This window comes from Streptomyces sp. NPDC057253 (assembly GCF_042669125.1).
Lineage (GTDB): Bacteria > Actinomycetota > Actinomycetes > Streptomycetales > Streptomycetaceae > Streptomyces.
Map to the genome: position 1 here is coordinate 40,277 of NZ_JBHUXV010000040.1, position 17,612 is coordinate 57,888.

Annotated in this window: 16 protein-coding genes; 8 read left to right on the plus strand and 8 right to left on the minus strand. The window is 71.9% G+C overall.

Going from position 1 to position 17,612, the window contains the following annotated elements:
* Positions 1 to 56 precede the first annotated feature (56 nt).
* On the plus strand, positions 57 to 2,261 hold the full coding sequence (locus tag ACFULQ_RS22455; protein WP_383546559.1) for a PQQ-binding-like beta-propeller repeat protein: 2,205 nt from the start codon (positions 57 to 59) through the stop codon (positions 2,259 to 2,261).
* Positions 2,262 to 2,386: 125 nt separating this feature from the next.
* On the opposite strand, the gene ACFULQ_RS22460 is transcribed toward ACFULQ_RS22455, so the two are convergent.
* A complete protein-coding gene (locus tag ACFULQ_RS22460) occupies positions 2,387 to 3,529 on the minus strand; it encodes a S1 family peptidase (RefSeq protein ID WP_383546561.1) in 1,143 nt (380 codons plus the stop codon).
* 207 nt (positions 3,530 to 3,736) lie between these two features.
* On the opposite strand from ACFULQ_RS22460, the gene ACFULQ_RS22465 reads away from it, so the two are divergent.
* On the plus strand, positions 3,737 to 4,447 hold the full coding sequence (locus ACFULQ_RS22465) for a ThuA domain-containing protein (protein WP_383546563.1): 711 nt from the start codon (positions 3,737 to 3,739) through the stop codon (positions 4,445 to 4,447).
* A complete protein-coding gene (locus ACFULQ_RS22470; protein ID WP_383546565.1) occupies positions 4,417 to 5,520 on the plus strand; it encodes a Gfo/Idh/MocA family protein in 1,104 nt (367 codons plus the stop codon). The genes ACFULQ_RS22465 and ACFULQ_RS22470 overlap by 31 nt, the downstream gene beginning before the upstream one ends.
* Here the strand turns inward: ACFULQ_RS22470 and ACFULQ_RS22475 are convergent, their stop codons facing one another.
* From ACFULQ_RS22475 to ACFULQ_RS22485, 3 genes are all read right to left on the minus strand, one after another.
* Entirely contained in the window at positions 5,521 to 6,996 is a 1,476-nt protein-coding gene (locus ACFULQ_RS22475; protein ID WP_383546566.1) for a glutamate--cysteine ligase, read from the minus strand.
* A gap of 187 nt (positions 6,997 to 7,183) precedes the next feature.
* Positions 7,184 to 8,512 (minus strand): enolase C-terminal domain-like protein, encoded by a 1,329-nt coding sequence (locus ACFULQ_RS22480; protein WP_383546567.1) that lies wholly within the window; start codon positions 8,510 to 8,512, stop codon positions 7,184 to 7,186.
* A gap of 35 nt (positions 8,513 to 8,547) precedes the next feature.
* Positions 8,548 to 9,885 (minus strand): gluconate:H+ symporter, encoded by a 1,338-nt coding sequence (locus ACFULQ_RS22485; protein WP_383546569.1) that lies wholly within the window; start codon positions 9,883 to 9,885, stop codon positions 8,548 to 8,550.
* Positions 9,886 to 10,050: 165 nt separating this feature from the next.
* Here ACFULQ_RS22485 and ACFULQ_RS22490 point away from each other — a divergent pair, with 165 nt between their 5' ends.
* On the plus strand, positions 10,051 to 10,656 hold the full coding sequence (locus tag ACFULQ_RS22490) for a YdcF family protein (RefSeq protein WP_383546571.1): 606 nt from the start codon (positions 10,051 to 10,053) through the stop codon (positions 10,654 to 10,656).
* 102 nt (positions 10,657 to 10,758) lie between these two features.
* Here ACFULQ_RS22490 and ACFULQ_RS22495 read toward each other — a convergent pair whose 3' ends face one another.
* Complete coding sequence (locus ACFULQ_RS22495) at positions 10,759 to 11,679, minus strand: helix-turn-helix domain-containing protein (protein ID WP_383546572.1); 921 nt, start codon at positions 11,677 to 11,679, stop codon at positions 10,759 to 10,761.
* A 287-nt stretch (positions 11,680 to 11,966) separates the two neighbouring features.
* Here ACFULQ_RS22495 and ACFULQ_RS22500 point away from each other — a divergent pair, with 287 nt between their 5' ends.
* From ACFULQ_RS22500 to ACFULQ_RS22510, 3 genes are all read left to right on the plus strand, one after another.
* Complete coding sequence (locus ACFULQ_RS22500; RefSeq protein ID WP_383546611.1) at positions 11,967 to 13,133, plus strand: MFS transporter; 1,167 nt, start codon at positions 11,967 to 11,969, stop codon at positions 13,131 to 13,133.
* A 599-nt stretch (positions 13,134 to 13,732) separates the two neighbouring features.
* Positions 13,733 to 13,957 (plus strand): LexA family protein, encoded by a 225-nt coding sequence (locus ACFULQ_RS22505; protein WP_383546573.1) that lies wholly within the window; start codon positions 13,733 to 13,735, stop codon positions 13,955 to 13,957.
* Positions 13,954 to 14,256 (plus strand): hypothetical protein, encoded by a 303-nt coding sequence (locus ACFULQ_RS22510; RefSeq protein ID WP_383546575.1) that lies wholly within the window; start codon positions 13,954 to 13,956, stop codon positions 14,254 to 14,256. The genes ACFULQ_RS22505 and ACFULQ_RS22510 overlap by 4 nt, the downstream gene beginning before the upstream one ends.
* 6 nt (positions 14,257 to 14,262) lie before the next feature.
* On the opposite strand, the gene ACFULQ_RS22515 is transcribed toward ACFULQ_RS22510, so the two are convergent.
* Together ACFULQ_RS22515 and ACFULQ_RS22520 are read right to left on the minus strand one after the other, a co-directional pair.
* Positions 14,263 to 15,399, minus strand: coding sequence for a hypothetical protein (locus ACFULQ_RS22515; RefSeq protein WP_383546577.1), 1,137 nt, complete (start codon positions 15,397 to 15,399; stop codon positions 14,263 to 14,265).
* Between the two features lie 129 nt (positions 15,400 to 15,528).
* Positions 15,529 to 15,864, minus strand: coding sequence for a hypothetical protein (locus ACFULQ_RS22520; protein WP_383546579.1), 336 nt, complete (start codon positions 15,862 to 15,864; stop codon positions 15,529 to 15,531).
* A 141-nt stretch (positions 15,865 to 16,005) separates the two neighbouring features.
* On the opposite strand from ACFULQ_RS22520, the gene ACFULQ_RS22525 reads away from it, so the two are divergent.
* Positions 16,006 to 16,611, plus strand: a complete 606-nt coding sequence (locus ACFULQ_RS22525; protein WP_383546581.1) for a TetR/AcrR family transcriptional regulator — start codon at positions 16,006 to 16,008, stop codon at positions 16,609 to 16,611.
* Between the two features lie 269 nt (positions 16,612 to 16,880).
* Here the strand turns inward: ACFULQ_RS22525 and ACFULQ_RS22530 are convergent, their stop codons facing one another.
* Positions 16,881 to 17,576 (minus strand): type 1 glutamine amidotransferase domain-containing protein, encoded by a 696-nt coding sequence (locus tag ACFULQ_RS22530; protein WP_383546582.1) that lies wholly within the window; start codon positions 17,574 to 17,576, stop codon positions 16,881 to 16,883.
* Positions 17,577 to 17,612: the final 36 nt, after the last annotated feature.

Sequence of the window (17,612 nt, forward strand, 5' to 3'; positions counted from 1 at the left end):
GGTTCAGAAGGGTCCGGACCGCAGCCGTCCGGGCCGGCAGCGGTGAAGGAGACACGGTGACCCTGCGCGAGCACGATCCGGAGTCCGTCGGCGGCTACCGGATCGAATCGCGGATCGGGACCGGCGGCATGGGTGTCGTCTATCTCGGCAGATCGGCGTCGGGACGGGCCGTCGCGGTCAAGGTCGTTCACACCCGCTACGCGGACAACCCGGAGTTCCGGGCCAGGTTCCGGCAGGAGATCGCCGCCGCCCGCCGGGTCAGCGGCGCGTTCACGGCACCGGTCGTGGACGCCGACCCGGAGGCGGCACGGCCGTGGATGGCCACCGCCTTCGTCCCGGGCCGCACCCTCGCCGAACGCGTCGACGGGACGGGACCGCTGGACCGGCCCGCGCTGCTCCGGCTGGGCACCGAACTCGCCGAGGCGCTGCGGGAGATCCACCGCGCGGAGGTCGTGCACCGGGATCTCAAGCCGAGCAATGTGCTGCTGCTGGAGGGCGAGGGCGACGACGGGGCGGTCCGGGTCATCGACTTCGGCATCTCACGCGCGGCCGACAGCGATGTCCGTACCCAGACCGGCATGGTGATGGGTTCGCCGCCCTTCATGGCTCCTGAGCAGTTCAGCCGACCGCACGAGGTCGGCCCCGCCGTGGACGTCTTCTCGCTGGGCGCGGTCCTCGTGTACGCGGCCACCGGGCACAGCCCCTTCGAGGCGGAGAACGCCTACCTGGCCGCGTACAACACCGTGCACGGCGAGCCCCGGCTGGGTGAACTGCCCAGTGGGCTGCGCCCGTTGGTCGCCCGCTGTCTCGCGAAGGAGCCCGCGGACCGGCCCACGTCGAGCGAGGTCCTTCAGGCACTCGCCGCGTTGCCCGCGGAGCTGTCCGACGAGGCGCCGGCCGGGGAGCCGTCGCGGGCCCCGGAGATCCCCCCGACGGAGGCGGTGACCTCGCCGCTCGGCGGCACCGAGGCGGTCCCGCCGGAACGTGGCGGATTGCGTGGGGGACGCGGGCCTCGCCGGCGGAGACTGTGGGCCGCCGTGGCCGCCGTGGCCCTCCTCGGCGGGGCCGGGGCGGCCGCGGTCGCCGTGGTGACCGACGACCCGGCGAGCACGGTCGGCCAGGCCGTGCCGGCCGCCCCGGGCAAGCCGTCGGCCGGGACGGCCCCGGCGGGCTGGCGGCCCTGGCACAATGCGCTGGGGTCGGACGGCAAGGACCAGCCGATGGGCCTCGGCCCTTCGTGCACTCCTGACGCGCTCGGCGTCTTCTGCGCCTCCGAGCAGGTCGCGCTGATGCGGCTGGACCCGGCCTCGGGCACCGTCGACTGGACGAAGCCCATGAGCCGCAAGCAGGTCAGCAGCTTCTCGCTGCGGCAGCCCGTGGTCAGGGACGGCGCGGTGTTCGTCTACAGCGCGGACCGCTCGCAGGGCGTCGACGCGTACGACGCGAGAACGGGCGAGCTCCTGTGGCAACTCAAGGGCCCCCTGGGCGACTTCCACTACATGGGCGGGTCCCTGCTCGTACGCCTCGACACGCTCGACGCCACCGCCGCCACCTCCTCCACGACAGCGCGCTATGCGGCGTACGAGCCGCGCACCGGCAAGGAGTTGTGGCGGCGCGAGCTGAGCACCACCTCGTCGAGCCCCTTCTACGAGGGCCCCGAAGGCACGCTCTACGCGGACCTGCGCGGCGGCTCCGGGGGCATCGCCCGCGTCGACGCGCGCACCGGCCGGACGCTGGGCGGCGTGGCGGCCCCGAAGGGCGACCTCTGGCTGGCCACGATCCATGACAGCACGGCCTACTACGCCCGCTGGGAAGGGGACTCGGGCGTCTCCGCCGACTTCTTCGTCCAGGACCTCGACAGCGGACAGAGCCGCCGGATCGACTTCCCCTGGAGCGTCGAGCCGGAGGCGCCGCCGCTGGTGCAGGGCGACACGCTCTACATCTTCGACTACGGCAACGAGACGCTGCTCGCCCTGGACGTCAAGCGCGGCAAGCCCCTGTGGTCCAGCTCGCGGGACCTGCGCGTCTTCAGCGAACCGTCCTACCACGACGGCCGGTTGTACGTGACGATGCCGGACACCAGCATCCTGGCGCTGGACCCGCGGACGGGTAAGGAGATCGGCCGCACCTCCCCGTCCTTCGACACGACGGGCCGCTCCTTCGAGGAGCTGTCCCCGAGCTCGGTGCCACCGCTGCTGGTGGGCGATGTGCTGTACGGGGTCAGCGGCCCGGGAATCTTCTCGGTGGCCGACGTCACCTGAGCCGAGGTGTGGGCCCCGCACACATGTCAGGGCGCGGGCCCCGCAGCGGCGGCAGGGTGTGGCCCCGCACCGGCGGCGGGATGTGGGTCCCCCACACGGGCCGGACCCACACCCCGCCGGTCGGATCAGTAGGTGTGCAGGGTCAGCCCATAGCGGTTGAGGATCTCGTTGACGGGCTGGAACCAGGTCTCGCCGCCACTGGAGCAGTTGCCCCAGCCGCCGGAGGTGACGCCCTGGGCCTGGTCGCCGCTGATGAAGGAGCCGCCCGAGTCCCCGCCCTCGGCGCAGACATTGGTCTTGGTCATCTGGTACACCGCGCCCTGGCTGTAGTTGACGGTCTCGTTCATCGCGAGCACCGTGCCGCAGTGCCAGTGGGTGGTCGAGCCCGAGCGGCAGATCGAGGAGCCGACGGGCGCCACGTTCGAGCCGCGCACGAGCTGGTCGGAGACGGTGCCCCAGCCCAGCACCACCGGGACGGTCCACCAGCCGCTGCCCACGTTGACCCAGGCGTAGTCGTTGTCCGGGAAGGACGAGCCCTGGAAGTTGCCGACGTAGCTGCGGTCCCAGCCGTAGACGCTGCCGGTGTGCTGGTCGCAGTGACCGGCCGTGACGAAGCCGCCGTAGACCGAGAAGCCGATGGAACAGCGGACGTTGCCGGTGTAGTAGGGGTCGCCGCCGACGGTTCCGGCGGCGAGGGTGGTGGGAGCGGAGGCCACCTCGCGGACGGTGACGGGGCCCGCCGCGCGGGCATGGGCGAGGAAGGCGCGGACATCGTTGTCACCCTGTCGGCCTCGAACGACGTTCACCACGACCGTGCTTGCCTTCGCATCGACGTGCCAACTGCTGACCGCGTCCGGCGCGGGGAGTTTGTCGATCCTGGTCTGGGTGGCGGCGAGTGCGCGGGCGCTGTGGGCGACCGTGCGGACGGTGGCGCCGGTGGCGCGGATCTCCCGGAGGGTGCCGGCCGGGGTGTCGGGGGTGACGGCGACGGTCAGTGTGCCCTTGGCGGCGTCGAACCAGGAGCCGCCGTACGAGGCGCCGGCGGCCTTGCGCACCTCGGGTTCCAGGGCGGTGGCCTTCTTCTCGGCGGCGAGCCTGGTCTCGGCCTCCTGGCGCGTGAGGCCGAAGTCCCGCTGCATCGCGGTGAGGAGACCGGCCGAGGCGGGCGCCTTCTCCTCGGCGGTGGCGGGGGTGGTGGCGGCGGTCGCGCCGGCGCCGAGCAGGAGCAGCACGGCCAGGCCCGCGCGGATGATGCGGGTGCGTCTCATGGAGATTGCCCTTCGTCGTACCTACAGGACGGCAGAGTTCTCTGAGAGCGCTCTCAGTGGTGTGGCGCGGCAGAGCCTAGCCCCACCCGCCTGTCAGGTCCATACCAATTTCCGCCGCGAAATTTTCGCGTACCCGGCACCCCTTTGTCGGGCGGAGACGGCGGGCGATAGTGGGGTGACCCTTTTCCCCGCACGTGAAGGAAGCCGATGACGCGGAAGAAAGCCCTGGTGGTACGAGGTGGTTGGGAGGGGCACCAGCCGGTCCGCGCCACGGAGCTCTTCCTGCCCTTCCTCCGTGACCACGCCTATGACGTCCGGGTCGAGGAGTCGACCGACGTGTACGCCGACGCCGACGCGATGACCGAGACCGATCTCGTCGTGCAGTGCGTGACGATGTCGGAGATCAAGCCCGAGCAGCTGTCGGGGCTGAGCGCGGCGGTGGTGGCGGGGACCGGCTTCACCGGCTGGCACGGCGGGATCGCCGACTCCTTCCGGGCCTCCTCCGACTATCTCCACCTCGTGGGAGGGCAGTTCGCGACCCACCCCGGCAAGGAGCCGTGCGAGCGCCGGGGGGACGAGACCGACAACTTCCTCCCGCACACGATCGCCGTCACCGAACTCGGCCGTGACCACCCCGTCACCGCGGGGATCGAGGACTTCGAGCTGCGCACCGAGCAGTACTGGGTCCTGCACGACGACCTGATCGACGTGCTGGCCACCACCACCCATCCCGCGCGGTCCTGGCAGCCCTGGCACCGCCCGGTCACCTCACCGGCGGTCTGGACCCGGCGGTGGGGCGCCGGACGGGTCGTGGTGACGACCCCGGGACACAGCCTCGACGTGCTGGAGAACCCGAACGTCCGAACCGTCATCGAGAGGGGCATGCTGTGGGCGACGCGCACCGCATCGGCGTCATAGGTCTCGGCGTCATCTCCCGCGCCTACCTGGACACACTCGTCGGCCGCGACGCGGTGCGGGTCACCGCGGTCGCCGACCTCGACACCTCCCGGTCGGCCGCGGTGGCCGCCGAACTGCCCGGCGTACGGGCGCTGTCCGTCGAGGAACTGCTCAACAGCCCCGACGTGGAAACGGTGTTGAACCTCACCGTGCCCGCGGCCCACGCGGAGATCGCGCTCGGAGCCGTCGCCCGCGGCAAGAACGTCTACGGCGAGAAGCCGCTGGCCGCCGAACTCGCCGACGCCCACGCCGTCCTGGAGGCCGCCGCAAAGGCGTCCGTGCGGGTGGGATGCGCGCCGGACACGGTCCTGGGCACCGGCGTCCAGACGGCACGGGCGGCGGTGGAGGCGGGTGACATCGGCCGCCCGCTGTTCGCCTCGGCCGTCATGGTCACCCCGGGCCACGAACGCTGGCATCCCCAGCCCGACTTCTACTACGCCCCCGGCGGCGGCCCGCTGCTGGACATGGGGCCGTACTACCTGTCCTCGCTGGTGCATCTGCTGGGCCCGGTGCGGGCCGTGATCGGGGCGTCGAGCCGGCTGCGCTCCGAGCGGGTCATCGGCTCGGGTCCCCGCGCGGGCGAGCGGATCCCGGTCGACGTGGACAGCCATGTCTCCGGCGTCCTGGAGCACGAGGGCGGGGCCCTGACGACGCTCACGACGAGCTTCGACGGGGTGGCCACCACGGCAGCGCCGATCGAGGTGCACGGCGAGAGCGGCACCCTCACGGTCCCCGATCCCAACCACTTCGACGGCGAGGTACGGCTCCTGGAGCTCGGCGCGACCGACCGGCGCACGCTCCCGCCCTCGGCCGGGTACGTCGGTGGCGCTCGGGGCGTCGGACTGCTCGACTTCGTCGCCGCCGCCGACGACGGTGGGCGCCCGGCGCGGGCGAGCGGTGAACTCGCCCTGCACGTACTGGAGACGATGACGGCGCTGCTGCGCTCGTCGGCCGAGGGGCGCCGGATCGAGCTGTCGACGTCGGTGGAGCGGCCGGTCCCCGTGCCGCTGACGCCCGCGGAGAAGTGGCGGTGATCAGTCCACCTGCCAGGTGTGCGCGGGCACGTTGAGGTGCATGTAGTCCATGTAGGTCATCGTCATCCGGCGGAGCGCCTCCTGGCGGTCGCAGCCCGCCTTCTCCAGGTGGTGGACCATCTCCGCCTGCCACAGCGCGCCGTTGCGGCCGGTGACACAGCGCTGCTCGATGACGCCGAGCAGGGGCTCGCGCCACTCGGCGTCCATGCCGGCCAGTTCGAGACCCCGGTGGGCGAGGGGCAGCAGGCGCCGCAACACCAGTTCCGTGACCGGCACTTCACCCACTCCGGGCCAGTACAGCCGGGCGTCGATGCCGTCACGGGACGCGGTGTGCAGGTTCTCCTCGGCGACCGAGAAGGACATCCGCGTCCACACCGGCCGGTCCTCGTCGACGAGGGCGCGGGTCAGGCCGTAGTAGAAGGCGCCGTTGGCGATGGTGTCGGCGACCGTGGGTCCGGCGGGCAGGACCCGGTTCTCGATGCGCAGGTGCGGGCCGCTGTCGGTGACGGCGTAGATCGGGCGGTTCCAGCGGTAGATCGTGCCGTTGTGCAGGGTGAGTTCACCCAGTTCCGGCACCCCGCCGCCGTCGAGGGCCTGCTGCGGGTCCTCCTCGTCGCAGATCGGCAGGAGGGCCGGGAAGTAGCGGACGTTCTCCTCGAACAGGTCGAAGACGCTGGTGATCCAGCGCTCCCCGAACCACACCCGGGGCCGTACGCCCTGGGCCTTGATCTCCTGGGGGCGGGTGTCGGTGGCCTGCTCGAAGAGGGGGATGCGGGTCTCGCGCCACAGCTCCCTGCCGAACAGGAAGGGTGAGTTGGCCGCGAGGGCGATCTGCACGCCCGCGACGGCCTGGGCGGCGTTCCAGTAGTCCGGGAACTCCTTGGGGGCGACCTGGAGATGGAACTGGGTGCTGGTGCAGGCGGCCTCGGGGGTGATGGCGTCGGCGTACATCGCGAGGCGTTCCACGCCGTCCACCTTGATGTGCAGGTCCTCGCCGCGGGCCGCGAAGATCTGCTCGTTGAGCAGCCGGTAGCGCGGGTCGCCGGACAGGGCGGTCTCGTCCACGTCCGACTCGCCCAGTGTCGGCAGGATGCCCACCATGATCAGGTGTGCGCCGACCGCCGAGGCGCGTTCCTCGGCGTGGTTGAGCGCGTCCCGGATCTCCTGCTCCCAGGAGCCGGGGCCGCCGGACAGCAGCCGGCGCGGCGGGATGTTGATCTCCAGGTTGAAGCGGCCCAGCTCGGTGGACCAGGCGGGGTCGGCGATCGCCTGGAGCACCTCGGTGTTCCGCATGACGGGGAGGCCGTCGTCGCCCACCAGGTTGAGCTCGATCTCCAGCCCGACCTGCGGCCGCTCGCTCTCGAAGCCCGACTCGCGCAGCATCTGCGCGAGGACGTCGAGGCAGGTGTGCATCTTGTCCCGGTACCGTCGGCGGTCCTCCCGCGTGAACACCAGGGCCGGCACGTCACGTCCCATCGGGCCCTCCCGAGTGCCCTCGGCGGATACCTCTTCCGTCCCAGAGTCCCACCTCGGGGGCGACTCGCACAGTCAGCGCGCGCCACCTGGGCGGTGTGCGACGCCCCGTTCACCGAACGTGTGCTCCGGCGCGCGACCGGAGAGGCTGGGTGGCGAGCGGAAGGTCGACGGGATGCCCGTTTGCACGTCAGCGCACCAGGCACGGGCGCTTCGCGTCGAAGGTCCAGTTGTCGATCAGGTACTGCATTCCGGCGGCGTCGTCGCGGCCCGCCGTGGCCACCTCCTCGTGCAGGTCCTGTGCCGCCCGCAGGCGGTCGCGGTCGAGGCGGATCCCGAGGCCGGGCGCGTCCGGGACGGCCACCTCGCCGCCCGTGATCCGCGGCGGCTCCACGGTGAGCCGCTCCTGCCCCTCCTGCCAGATCCAGTGGGTGTCGAGGGCGTTGTACTCGCCCGGGGCGGCGGCTCCGCAGTGCGTCATCATCGCGAGCGAGATGTCGAAGTGGTTGTTGGAGTGGCAGCCCCAGGTCAGCCCCATGGCGTGGCACAGCTGGGCGACCCGGACCGACCCCTGCATGGTCCAGAAGTGCGGGTCGGCGAGCGGGATGGACACCGACTGGAGGGCCAGCGCGTGGGTCAGCTGCCGCCAGTCCGTGGCGATCATGTTGGTCGCGGTGGGCAGTCCGGTGGCCCGGCGGAACTCGGCGAGGATCTCGCGCCCCGAGTAACCGCCTTCCGCCCCGCAGGGATCCTCGGCGTAGGCGAGCGTGCCGACCAGCGGACGGCACAGCTCGACGGCCTCGCGCAGGGACCAGGCCCCGTTCGGATCCAGGGTGATCCGGGCTTCGGGGAACCGCTCCTTGAGGGCCTGTACGGCCTTCACCTCCTCGCTGCCGGGCAGGACCCCGCCCTTGAGCTTGAAGTCGCGGAAGCCGTAGTGGGCGTAGGTCGCCTCGGCCTGGCGCACGATCGCCTCGGGGGTGAGGGCCTCCTCGCGCCGGATGCGGTACCAGTCGACCTCGGCGTCGGGTTCACGGAGGTAGCCGAGGTCGGTGCGGTCCGGGTCGCCGACGTAGAAGAGGTAGCCGAGGACCCGTACGGCATCGCGCTGGAGGCCGTCGCCGAGCAGGGCGGCGACCGGGACGTCGAGGTGCTGTCCGAGCAGGTCGAGAAGGGCCGACTCGACGGCGGTGACGGCGTGCACGGTCGTACGGAGATCGAAGGTCTGGGCGCCGCGGCCGCCGGAGTCGCGGTCCGCGAAGGTGTCGTGGACGGCCCGCAGGACGCGCTTGTGGTCGCCCAGGCGGGCACCGAGGACCAGGGGGGCGGCGTCGCGCAGGGTCTGTGTGATGCCGTCGCCGCCCGGCACCTCGCCGAGACCGGTGCGCCCTTCGGAGTCCTCCAGGACGAGGACGTTGCGGGTGAAGTACGGGGCGTGGGCGCCGGAGAGGTTCAGGAGCATGGAGTCGCGGCCGGCGACGGGGTGGACGGAGAACCTGGTGACGACGGGCTGGCTCATGGCGGGGCGGTGTCCTTCCGATCAGGGGGCGGGGGTCAGACCTTCAGGGCGTCCAGGACCTGCTCCAGGACCAGTACACCGCCGAGGCCCAGGATCGCGAGCACGGTCGTGTACGTGGTGCGGGCCTTGATCGCGTCGATGACGGAGAGGTTGAAGTACTCCTTGAACATCCAGAAGCCCGGGTCGTTGACGTGCGAGAAGGCGATAGAGCCGCAGGAGACGGCGAGGACCATCACCTCGGCGTGCACCCCGCCGCCCGCGAGCAGCGGCAGCGCCACGCCGGAGGCGGTGACGACGGCGACGGTGGCGGAGCCGAGGGCCACGCGGAGGATGGCCGCGATCAGCCAGGCCAGGATGATCGGCGAGACGGACCAGCCGTCGGTGGCGTCCTTGATGTAGTCGGATGTCCCGCCCTCGACGAGGACGTTCTTGAAGGCGCCGCCCGCGCCGATCACCAGCAGGATCATCGCCATCGCCTGGGCGGCCTCCTTGCAGGAGGCACTGACCTCCGCGAGGCTGCGCCCCGTCCGTGGCCCGAAGACCCAGACGGCCACGAGCAGGGTGAGCAGCAGGGCGATCGGCGCGGAGCCGATGAAGGCGACGAAGTGCAGCCCGGCGTTGTCCCCGGAGGCGGCCAGGTCGGTCACCGCGGCGCCGGCGATCAGTACGACGGGCAGCAGGGCCACCGCCAACGACCAGCCCATGCCCGGCATTTCCTCCTCCTCGAAGACCCGTTCGCCGACCAGGCCCTTCGGTGTCTCGGGGTTCATCCGGCGGACGAACGGCAGGCGCGGCCACAGCAGGGCGATGAAGGCGCCGACCGGCACGGCGATGAACAGGCCGTAGAACAGGGTGAGTCCAACGGAGGCGTGGAAGGTGGCGGCGACGGCGGTGGGGCCGGGGTGGGGCGGCAGGAAGCTGTGCATGGTGGACAGCGCGATCGACATGGGCAGCCCCACCCAGAGCAGGCTGACCCGGGTGACGCGGACGAGGGTGAAGGCGACCGGGACGATGATGACGAAGGCGACCTCGTAGAACATCGTCACGCCGATGAGCATCGCGGACAGCACCATGGCGACCTGCACCCAGCGCGGCCCGCACACGTCGAGGAGCTTGCCGGCGATCCGCTGGGCCGCGCCGGAGTCGCCCATCACCCGGCCGACCATGGCGCCGAGTCCGATGGTGAGCATCGTGTCGCCGATCTGGTCGCCGATGCCCTCGGAGAGGACGTCCGGGATCTCCTCCAGAGCGATCCCCTGGACCAGGGCGACCCCGACGGCGACCAGGAGGAGGGCGGCAAAGCCGTTCAGTCTCAGCTTCGTCATCAGGAAGAGCAGAACGAGGACGCTGATCCCGACGACGACGAGCGGCATGCGCGGTTCTCCCCACTGAACACGATCCCCATACGGAAACGCTGTCTACATATGAGGACGGAGGCTAGGTGTATTGATCGCCGGGGGTCAATGGGTGTGCGCGAGATCGATGCGTCCTCCATGGATCCGGGGATGCGCGACCTCGACGTGCCTTAGAGTCGCCGGATGCGACGAGCAACAGGGCCCGCGGTGGCTGTGGTTGCCGCCCTCGCGTGGGGCGAGTGGTTGAACTGGCGCTGGTCCCGGACTCTCCTCGGACAGCGGGAGGGCCCTTCTGTCGCCGTGGTGGTGCTGGGATACCGGAACCCCCGGGCGACGGCGAACGCGATCAACCGGTGGCGAGTCCGCGCCGGTCTGCGCTCCCTCGCCGCCGACGACGCACGGGCGAGCCGCGTGATTCTCAGCGGCGGGGCGCCAGGGGCCGACGGCTGCGCCACCGAAGCCCAGCTCATGGCCGACTACGCGCGGTCGGTCCTCGGGTTCGACGGCACGGTGCTCCTCGAGGACCGGTCCACGACGACCTGGGAGAACATCACGAATGTCATCCCCCTGCTCGAAGACGTGGACCGCATCAAGATCGCCTCCCAGCCGGCTCACGCGCTCAAGGCCCGCGCGTACCTGCGACGGCAGCGGCCCGATCTGGCGGAGAAGCTCGTGCGCGCGGACGACTACCGCGTCGGCGAGTGGACGGTCGTCAAACCGCTGCTGGCCCTGTACGGACTCTGGACACTCCGCGTCCTCAGGGCCGACGAACGGATCATCTCGTCGTAGGCGGCGGGTGTTGTCCGCCAGGGCGCCGCGCAAGGCATGCTCCGGCCGGTCGGACGATCCCCCGCGCCATCCGACCGGCCATCGGCCGTACGAGCGGGGACGTTATCGGGTGGCGGCCGACGCCGTCTTGGAAGAATTTGCACTCCTGGTGAGCGCCATCGCCCCCTCCACCCGCCGCGCGGCCACCATCCGCCCGGGCGTGGTGCCGGCGATGGCCCGGAACTCGCGGTTGAGGTGGGCCTGGTCGTAGAAGCCGCAGGCCGTGGAGATTTCGGTCAGGCTCGCGGTCCCGCGGCCGAGGAGAGCCACGGCGCGGCGGAAGCGCAGCACCCGGGCGGACGCCTTGGGGGTGAGTCCGATCTGCTGGGTGAACCGCCGGATCAAGTACCCCTGGCTCCAGCCCACTTCGTCGGCGATCCGGGCGATCGGGATCGCTCCCGCACTGCCGGAGAGCAGCTGCCAGGCCTGGGCGACCTCCGGAGTGGGGGCCGGGCCGAGGCCGAGCCGGTCGAGGAGGGCCGCGTCGAGCAGGTCGAATCTGGCGGCCCAGTCCCGGGTGGCCGCCATCCGCTCCACCAGCACACCGGCCCCCGGGCCCAGGACGTCCCGGATCTCGACGGCCAGGTTCGTCAGCTCGCTCATCGGCATGCCGAACAGCCGGTAGCCGCCGAGGGGTGTGAACTCGACCCGGATCGCCTCCTGGCCGCCGGGGTGCGTGCAGATCGCGGGCCGGTCCTCCACTCCCACCACCAGCGATCCGATGGTCCCGCTGCCGCCGTCCCGCATGCCCAGCCTTCGGACCTGCGAGAACGGTTCCGCGAGACTGATCAGCAGGGTCGCGTGCCCGGTCGGCACCAGCCTCGCCTCGTACGGAGTGGGCACGGCCTCCCAGTAGCCGACGTAGCTGCGCAAGTACGGCCGTAAGCCGGGATGCCAGGGTCGCGTGACCCGCCAGAGGCCGCCGAGCCGCGTGATCTCGACCGCACCCGTCCCGGCCGTGGCGCCGCGCGTACCGAGAACCACCAAGAGACTCCCCTCACCCCCGAGGGACCGCTCCGAACCGGTCGTCAACCTGGTCCCAGTATCCCCGCCGTCACCGCCGACTCACCGACGGGGAAGTGAAGTTGGCATGCAGATCAGTGCGCATACGGTGACGTGCCCGCGACTCCTCCATCCTCGCCTGGGAGGTCTTCCACACCCCACCTCCCACACCCTCCGACACCGCTCACCCGAACACCCTTGCCCCCAACCGAGCGCACACCTACCCTGATTTTGTGCCGCAAATAAACAAAGCCCGATCGCACAGCGCCGTGCGGGGCAGTCGCAGCGACCTCACCCGGCTCCGCATCGCCCTCACCGTCTTCTTCGCCCTCGACGGATTCGTGTTCGCCGGATGGGTCGTCCGCATCCCCGCGATCAAGGAGCAGACCGGCGCCTCCGCCAGCGCCCTCGGCCTCGCCCTGCTCGGCGTCTCGGCCGGCGCGGTGATCACCATGATGCTCACCGGCCGCCTGTGCCGCCGCTACGGCACCCACCGGGTCACCGTCGTCTGTGCCGTGCTGCTCTCCCTCAGCGTCGCGCTGCCGCCGCTGACCCACTCCGCGGTGGCACTCGGCAGCGTCCTGCTGCTCTTCGGCGCGGCCTACGGCAGCATCAACGTGGCGTTCAACAGCGCCGCGGTCGATCTCGTGGCCGCGCTGCGGCGACCGATCATGCCCAGCTTCCACGCCGCCTTCAGCCTCGGCGGCATGATCGGCGCCGGTCTCGGCGGACTCGTCGCCGGTGGCCTCTCCCCCACCCGGCACCTGCTCGGGCTCACCGTGATCGGCCTCCTCGTCACCGCCGTCGCCGGCCGGACCCTGCTGCGCATCCGGCCCCCGAGCGCCCCGGAGGACACACCCCGGCAACCCTCCGCACCCCACCGCCCGAACACCCGGACCCGCGGTCTCGTCATCACCTTCGGTCTGATCGCCCTGTGCACGGCCTACGGCGAGGGCGCCCTGGCCGACTGGAGCGCCCTGCACCTGGAGCACGACCTCGACGCCACGCCCGGTGTCGCGGCGGTCGGCTACTCCTGCTTCGCGCTCGCCATGACCATCGGCCGGCTGACCGGCACCAGGCTGCTCGAACGTCTCGGCCAGACCCGCACGCTCGTGGGCGGCGGCACCACCGCCGCGCTCGGCATGCTGCTCGGCGCGCTCGCCCCCTCCGTCTGGGCGGCCCTCCTCGGCTTCATGATCACCGGGCTCGGTCTCGCCAACCTCTTCCCCGTCGCCGTCGAGCGGGCGGGCCGGCTGGCCGGACCGGACGGGGTCGCCATCGCCTCCACCCTCGGCTACGGCGGCATGCTGCTCGGCCCGCCCGCCATCGGCTTCATGGCCGACTGGTTCTCCCTCCCTGTCGCCCTCACCAGCGTGGCGGCACTGGCCGCGACGGCTGCGGCCATCGCGCTGCTGACTCGGCGAGCGGCGGGGTGAGGCGGGGCGGACCGGGGGTGGTGAGCGAGGGCGGCTGCTTCGCTCCGGACCCGCCGTTCGTCCACTGCGACGCGGCGGGGCGGTGAGCGGGGGCGGCTGCTCCGCCCCAGACACGCCGTTCGCCCACTGCGACGCGGCGGGGTGATGAGCGAGGACGGCTGCTTCGCCCCGGACCCGCCGTTCGCCCACTGCGACGCGGCGGGGTAATGAGCGAGGGCGACTGCTCCGCTCCCGACCCGCCCTTCGCCCACTGCGACGCGGGCACGGCCCGGTGACACCGCATGGTCCGCACCGGTCGTCCGGCCGGCCTGGACTCCGTCCCGCTCCGCGCGATCCCGCTCACGACCCGCTCCGGGCCGCCGGCGGCCGCCGTAGCAGCCCCTCGACGCGGCAGGCTTCTCCGGCTGGGCGATCACCCGGGCCCACGCGGCGGGACTCGTACGAAAAGGGGCCGCCGACCTGCGTGCCGAGCTCGCGGTGTCGGGGCTGCGCACCCGACAGATCGCCGAATGCCCCTCCCTGCGCCCCCACACGGCGGAGACACACCCGCCCCCGTTCTCGACTTGCCCTGCAATTCGAACACGCGATCTAATCCGACCATGGCGAACCACAGGGTCGACTACCTCACCAGCACCCAGGAGCAGATCCTGCGCTGCATCCGCGAGTCGATCGCCGAGCGCGGCGAAGCCCCCACCGTGCGGGAGATCGGCGCGTGGGTGGGCCTGAGCAGCCGCTCTTCCGTCCACTACCACCTGGGCCGGATCGAGGCGCTCGGCTACATCGCCCGGGAGCCGCACAGACCGCGCGGGATCAGGCTCACATGACCGGCCCCGCGCCCGACCCCCAGCGCTTCCACCTCACGGTGTCCGCCACCGGCCGCCCCGTCATGCACGGCTGGTGGTCCCGGGAGACCACGGCCCGGGACAAGTTCCGGGACTGGATCGGCGCGTACGGCAGGATGCCGGCCGCGCACGTCTTCCTGGTCGAGCGGATCGGGGCGGACGAACGGCTGGTGGAGAGCTGGCCCGAGGACGCCCCGGCGTCGGCGGCGCCCACGGCGGCCCCGCTCGCGCACCGGGAGGGGACCGGCCACCCTGGCACGCCGGGCCCGAACGCACCGTAAGCCCTGCTACTGCGCCTCTCTGGGGCCGTCCGCCGCCGACGGGTGGACGTACCGGCCCTCGTCGAACGGCGTGAACCACTCCTCGAACGCCACCGGCTCGATCCCGAGGGCCGCACCGGCCGCCTCCTCGTCGTCGCCGTCCATCGAGCCGTCGTAGAGCCACTCGTGTTCCATGTCCTCGTAGACGTGGTCGGCGAAGGCGTCGAGCGCGGCCGACACGTCGTCGTCGAGCAGCCCGTAGAGCTCGAGGGTGGCCGTCGCCTCGCGCAGGAGGAACCGCAGGGCGAGTTCCTCGGCCACACAGCCGAGCCGCCGGAAGCTTCCGTCGGTGAAGCGGGTGGTCAGGGCGATCACGGTCACCAGGAAGCGGCGGGCGAACCGGGCGTCGTAGCGCAGGGCGTACCGGTCGGGCAGCCGCTCCAGGTGCCACAGGGGCCCTTCGCATTCGGCGACGCTGGTGTCCTCCTGCGTCAGGACCTGCACGTCCTCGAACAGCTCGGCCACCAGGACGATGGTGGCGTGGACGAGCGCGCCTGCGGCGAGTAGGGCGCCCGCCGGGGAGGCGGCGAATCCGCCGGCCTCGTCCCCGTGGTTCTCCTCGTCGTCGAGCACGCCGAAGGTCGCGGCAGGGAACGAGTGCAGCCGGTCCGCCAGCTCCAGCATCCGGTTCCGTACGGTCTTGGTGCGTACGTCGGGGTCGTAGCCCTCGTCGGCGCCGTCACCGGCCGGGTGCTGGGTGTGCCGAGCCTTGCGGACGGCCGGGTCGTCGGGCGGGGCGTCGGGGCCGTCGGCGGCGTCGAGGCTCTCCTTGGCGAGATCCTGGTGCAGTTCCACCTCGCACCGTTCGATCCGCCAGTCCGCCAGCAGTTCGGAGCGCTCCAGCAGCTCGTCCACCAGGACCTGTACCGCGTCCTCGGCGAACTCCAGCGCAGGAGCGTCCACGAAGACCTTCAGCAGGGCCCCGTCCGGATGGACGGCCACGATGCTGTCGAGGAGTTCGGCCTCCACGCCGTCCGGTCCCTCCAGGGACTCGACGGACTCGAATCCGTCCTCGAGGAGCGCCACGGCGCCCGCTCGCTGGAGGGGGTCCATCTCCGGAGTGCCTTCCGGGATGCGGGTGTCCACAGTCACTACGTACGTCACACACCGAGCTTCGCAGGAAGGAACCGTTCTGCGCGGAAGAACGGCTGGTCCGCGCGGTCTGTTCGGTGATCGGGTCACCGTCCCGCCCTGCTGCCGGGAGCCGCCCGGATCACCCCCTCCAGCCCCGGATCACTCCGGATGGGCCACGGCATCCTTCTGCAGCTCTACGGCCGCCAGCAGGCTCAGCCTCGGCTCCGCCTTGCGCAGCGCCCGCACCGCCGCGACCGAGGCGACGTCGCCCGTGAAGCCGACGGCGGCCAGGCGGGAGCGGACCCAGCGGGCGCGCAGCTCCGTCTCGGTGGCTGCCGCGGTGGCCTCGACGAGCGCGGCGGCGCGTTCCAGCCCGGGGCGCTCCTCGGGCGTGGCCTCGGCCAGCGCCTGCCGCAGGGCCGCGCCGACCACGTCCGCGTCCCGGACGAGCAGCACGAAGTTGTGTTTCTTGTTCAGTCCCGCGATTACCGACATGCGGAGCATGGTGACGGTCATGTCCCGCCCCTGCCAAGCGACTTGAGGAGTCTCAGAGGCTCGCCGCCGAGACGGTTTCGCTTTGAACAACCCAGGGGTAACCTGGAGGTGTACGAAACAGTTTCGTTTGGATGAGGCCACATGGACGGCGAAGGAGCCACGCTCAGCCCCCGCACCCGGCGCAGCAAGCTGACGCCACAGCGGGTGGCTGAGCTGTTCGGAAGCGTCCTCCAGCTGCTGCGGGAGGTCGGCTACGACAGTCTCACCATGGAGGCCGTGGCCACCCGCACCCGGTGCAGCAAGGCCACCCTCTACCGCCAGTGGACGGGCAAGCCGCAGCTGGTCGCCCAGGCGCTGCGCCACGAGAAGCCCGTCACCTTCGCCGATATCGACACCGGCTCGCTGCGCGGCGACTTCACTGCCGTGGTGGACCGGTTGAGCACGCCACGGATGGAGCGGGACTCCGCACTGCTGCGCGGGCTCCTTCAGGCCGCCCACGCCCACCCCGACCTGCTCGCGGCGCTGCGCGAGCTGCTCGTCGTCCCCGAACTGACCGGCCTCGCCGAGATGTTGGGCCACGCCGTCGAGCGGGGCGAGGTCGCCTCGGACGCCCCCGCCCTGCCCTTCGTCCCGCACACGCTCGTCGGCCTCCTGATCGCCCGCCAACTGGCGGAGGACACCCCGGCCGACCCCGCCTTCGTCCGGGATTACATCGACGCGGTGGTGCTACCCGCCCTCGACGTCTGAACCGATGCGCCCGGGCACGGCCGGCGTGCACGGGGTCCCCGCGTGCACGGCGTCCCCGGCGCGCCCGGCGTTCGCGGCGCGCCCGGCGCGCTCGGCGTTCGCGGCGCGCTCGGCGTCCCTGGCGTGCCCGGCGCGCCCGACGTTCGTGGCCGAAGGACGCACCGCCCTCCGCCCCGCCGCCGACGCACCCGCCCTGCCCCGCTCGGCGTCTCCGGACGGCCCACGGGGCAGGCGCCCCCGGACAGCCCACGGGGCAGGGGCGCTCCGCCTCAGCCCAGTTTCTTCAGCAGTTCGACGGCGAGCGGCGCGGAGGACGCCGGGTTCTGCCCCGTCACCAGGTTGTCGTCGACGATCACATGCGGGGCCCACGGCTCGGCCTCGTCGACCAGTACGCCCGCCTCGGTGAGCCGGTCCTGGAGCAGCCACTTCGCCTTGTCGGCGAGGCCCGCCTGGGTCTCCTCGGCGTTGGTGAAGGCGGCCACCCGGCGTCCGGCGAACACGTTGGAGCCGTCCGCCCTGGTCGCGGCGAGCAGCGCGGCCGGGGCATGGCAGACGACGCCCAGCGGCTTGCCGCTCTCCAGGGCGGCGGTGAGCAGCCGCCCCGAGTCCGCGTCGACCGCGAGGTCCTCCATCGGCCCGTGGCCGCCGGGGTAGAACACGGCCGCGTAGTCGTCGAGCCGCACGTCCTCCAGCCGCAGGGGCCGCTGGAGTTCGGCGGCCGAGGCGAGCACCCCGGCGATGCGGTCCGCGTTCTCCTGTCCGCCGTTGACCTCGGCGGCGAGGCTGCCCTTGTCCACGGTCGGCACGACTCCGCCCGGGGTGGCCACCACGATCTCGTGGCCGGCGGCCTTGAAGGCCTCGTACGGGGCGACGGCCTCCTCGGCCCAGAAGCCGGTGGGGTGCAGGGTGCCGTCTGCCAGGGTCCAGTGGTCGGCGCCGGTCATCACAAAAAGGATCTTCGACATGGTGAAACCGTAGTCCCGCCCAGCCATAGCGGGCCA

What these genes read in the sequence shown, in the direction of transcription:
- ACFULQ_RS22530 (WP_383546582.1), bottom strand. Translation starts at nt 17,576, where the DNA reads ATGTCGAAGATCCTTTTTGTGATGACCGGCGCCGACCACTGGACCCTG.
- ACFULQ_RS22475 (WP_383546566.1), bottom strand. Translation starts at nt 6,996, where the DNA reads ATGGGACGTGACGTGCCGGCCCTGGTGTTCACGCGGGAGGACCGCCGA.
- ACFULQ_RS22510 (WP_383546575.1), top strand. Translation starts at nt 13,954, where the DNA reads ATGACCGGCCCCGCGCCCGACCCCCAGCGCTTCCACCTCACGGTGTCC.
- ACFULQ_RS22490 (WP_383546571.1), top strand. Translation starts at nt 10,051, where the DNA reads ATGCGACGAGCAACAGGGCCCGCGGTGGCTGTGGTTGCCGCCCTCGCG.
- ACFULQ_RS22505 (WP_383546573.1), top strand. Translation starts at nt 13,733, where the DNA reads ATGGCGAACCACAGGGTCGACTACCTCACCAGCACCCAGGAGCAGATC.
- ACFULQ_RS22460 (WP_383546561.1), bottom strand. Translation starts at nt 3,529, where the DNA reads ATGAGACGCACCCGCATCATCCGCGCGGGCCTGGCCGTGCTGCTCCTG.
- ACFULQ_RS22520 (WP_383546579.1), bottom strand. Translation starts at nt 15,864, where the DNA reads ATGTCGGTAATCGCGGGACTGAACAAGAAACACAACTTCGTGCTGCTC.
- ACFULQ_RS22480 (WP_383546567.1), bottom strand. Translation starts at nt 8,512, where the DNA reads ATGAGCCAGCCCGTCGTCACCAGGTTCTCCGTCCACCCCGTCGCCGGC.
- ACFULQ_RS22485 (WP_383546569.1), bottom strand. Translation starts at nt 9,885, where the DNA reads ATGCCGCTCGTCGTCGTCGGGATCAGCGTCCTCGTTCTGCTCTTCCTG.
- ACFULQ_RS22465 (WP_383546563.1), top strand. Translation starts at nt 3,737, where the DNA reads ATGACGCGGAAGAAAGCCCTGGTGGTACGAGGTGGTTGGGAGGGGCAC.
- ACFULQ_RS22525 (WP_383546581.1), top strand. Translation starts at nt 16,006, where the DNA reads ATGGACGGCGAAGGAGCCACGCTCAGCCCCCGCACCCGGCGCAGCAAG.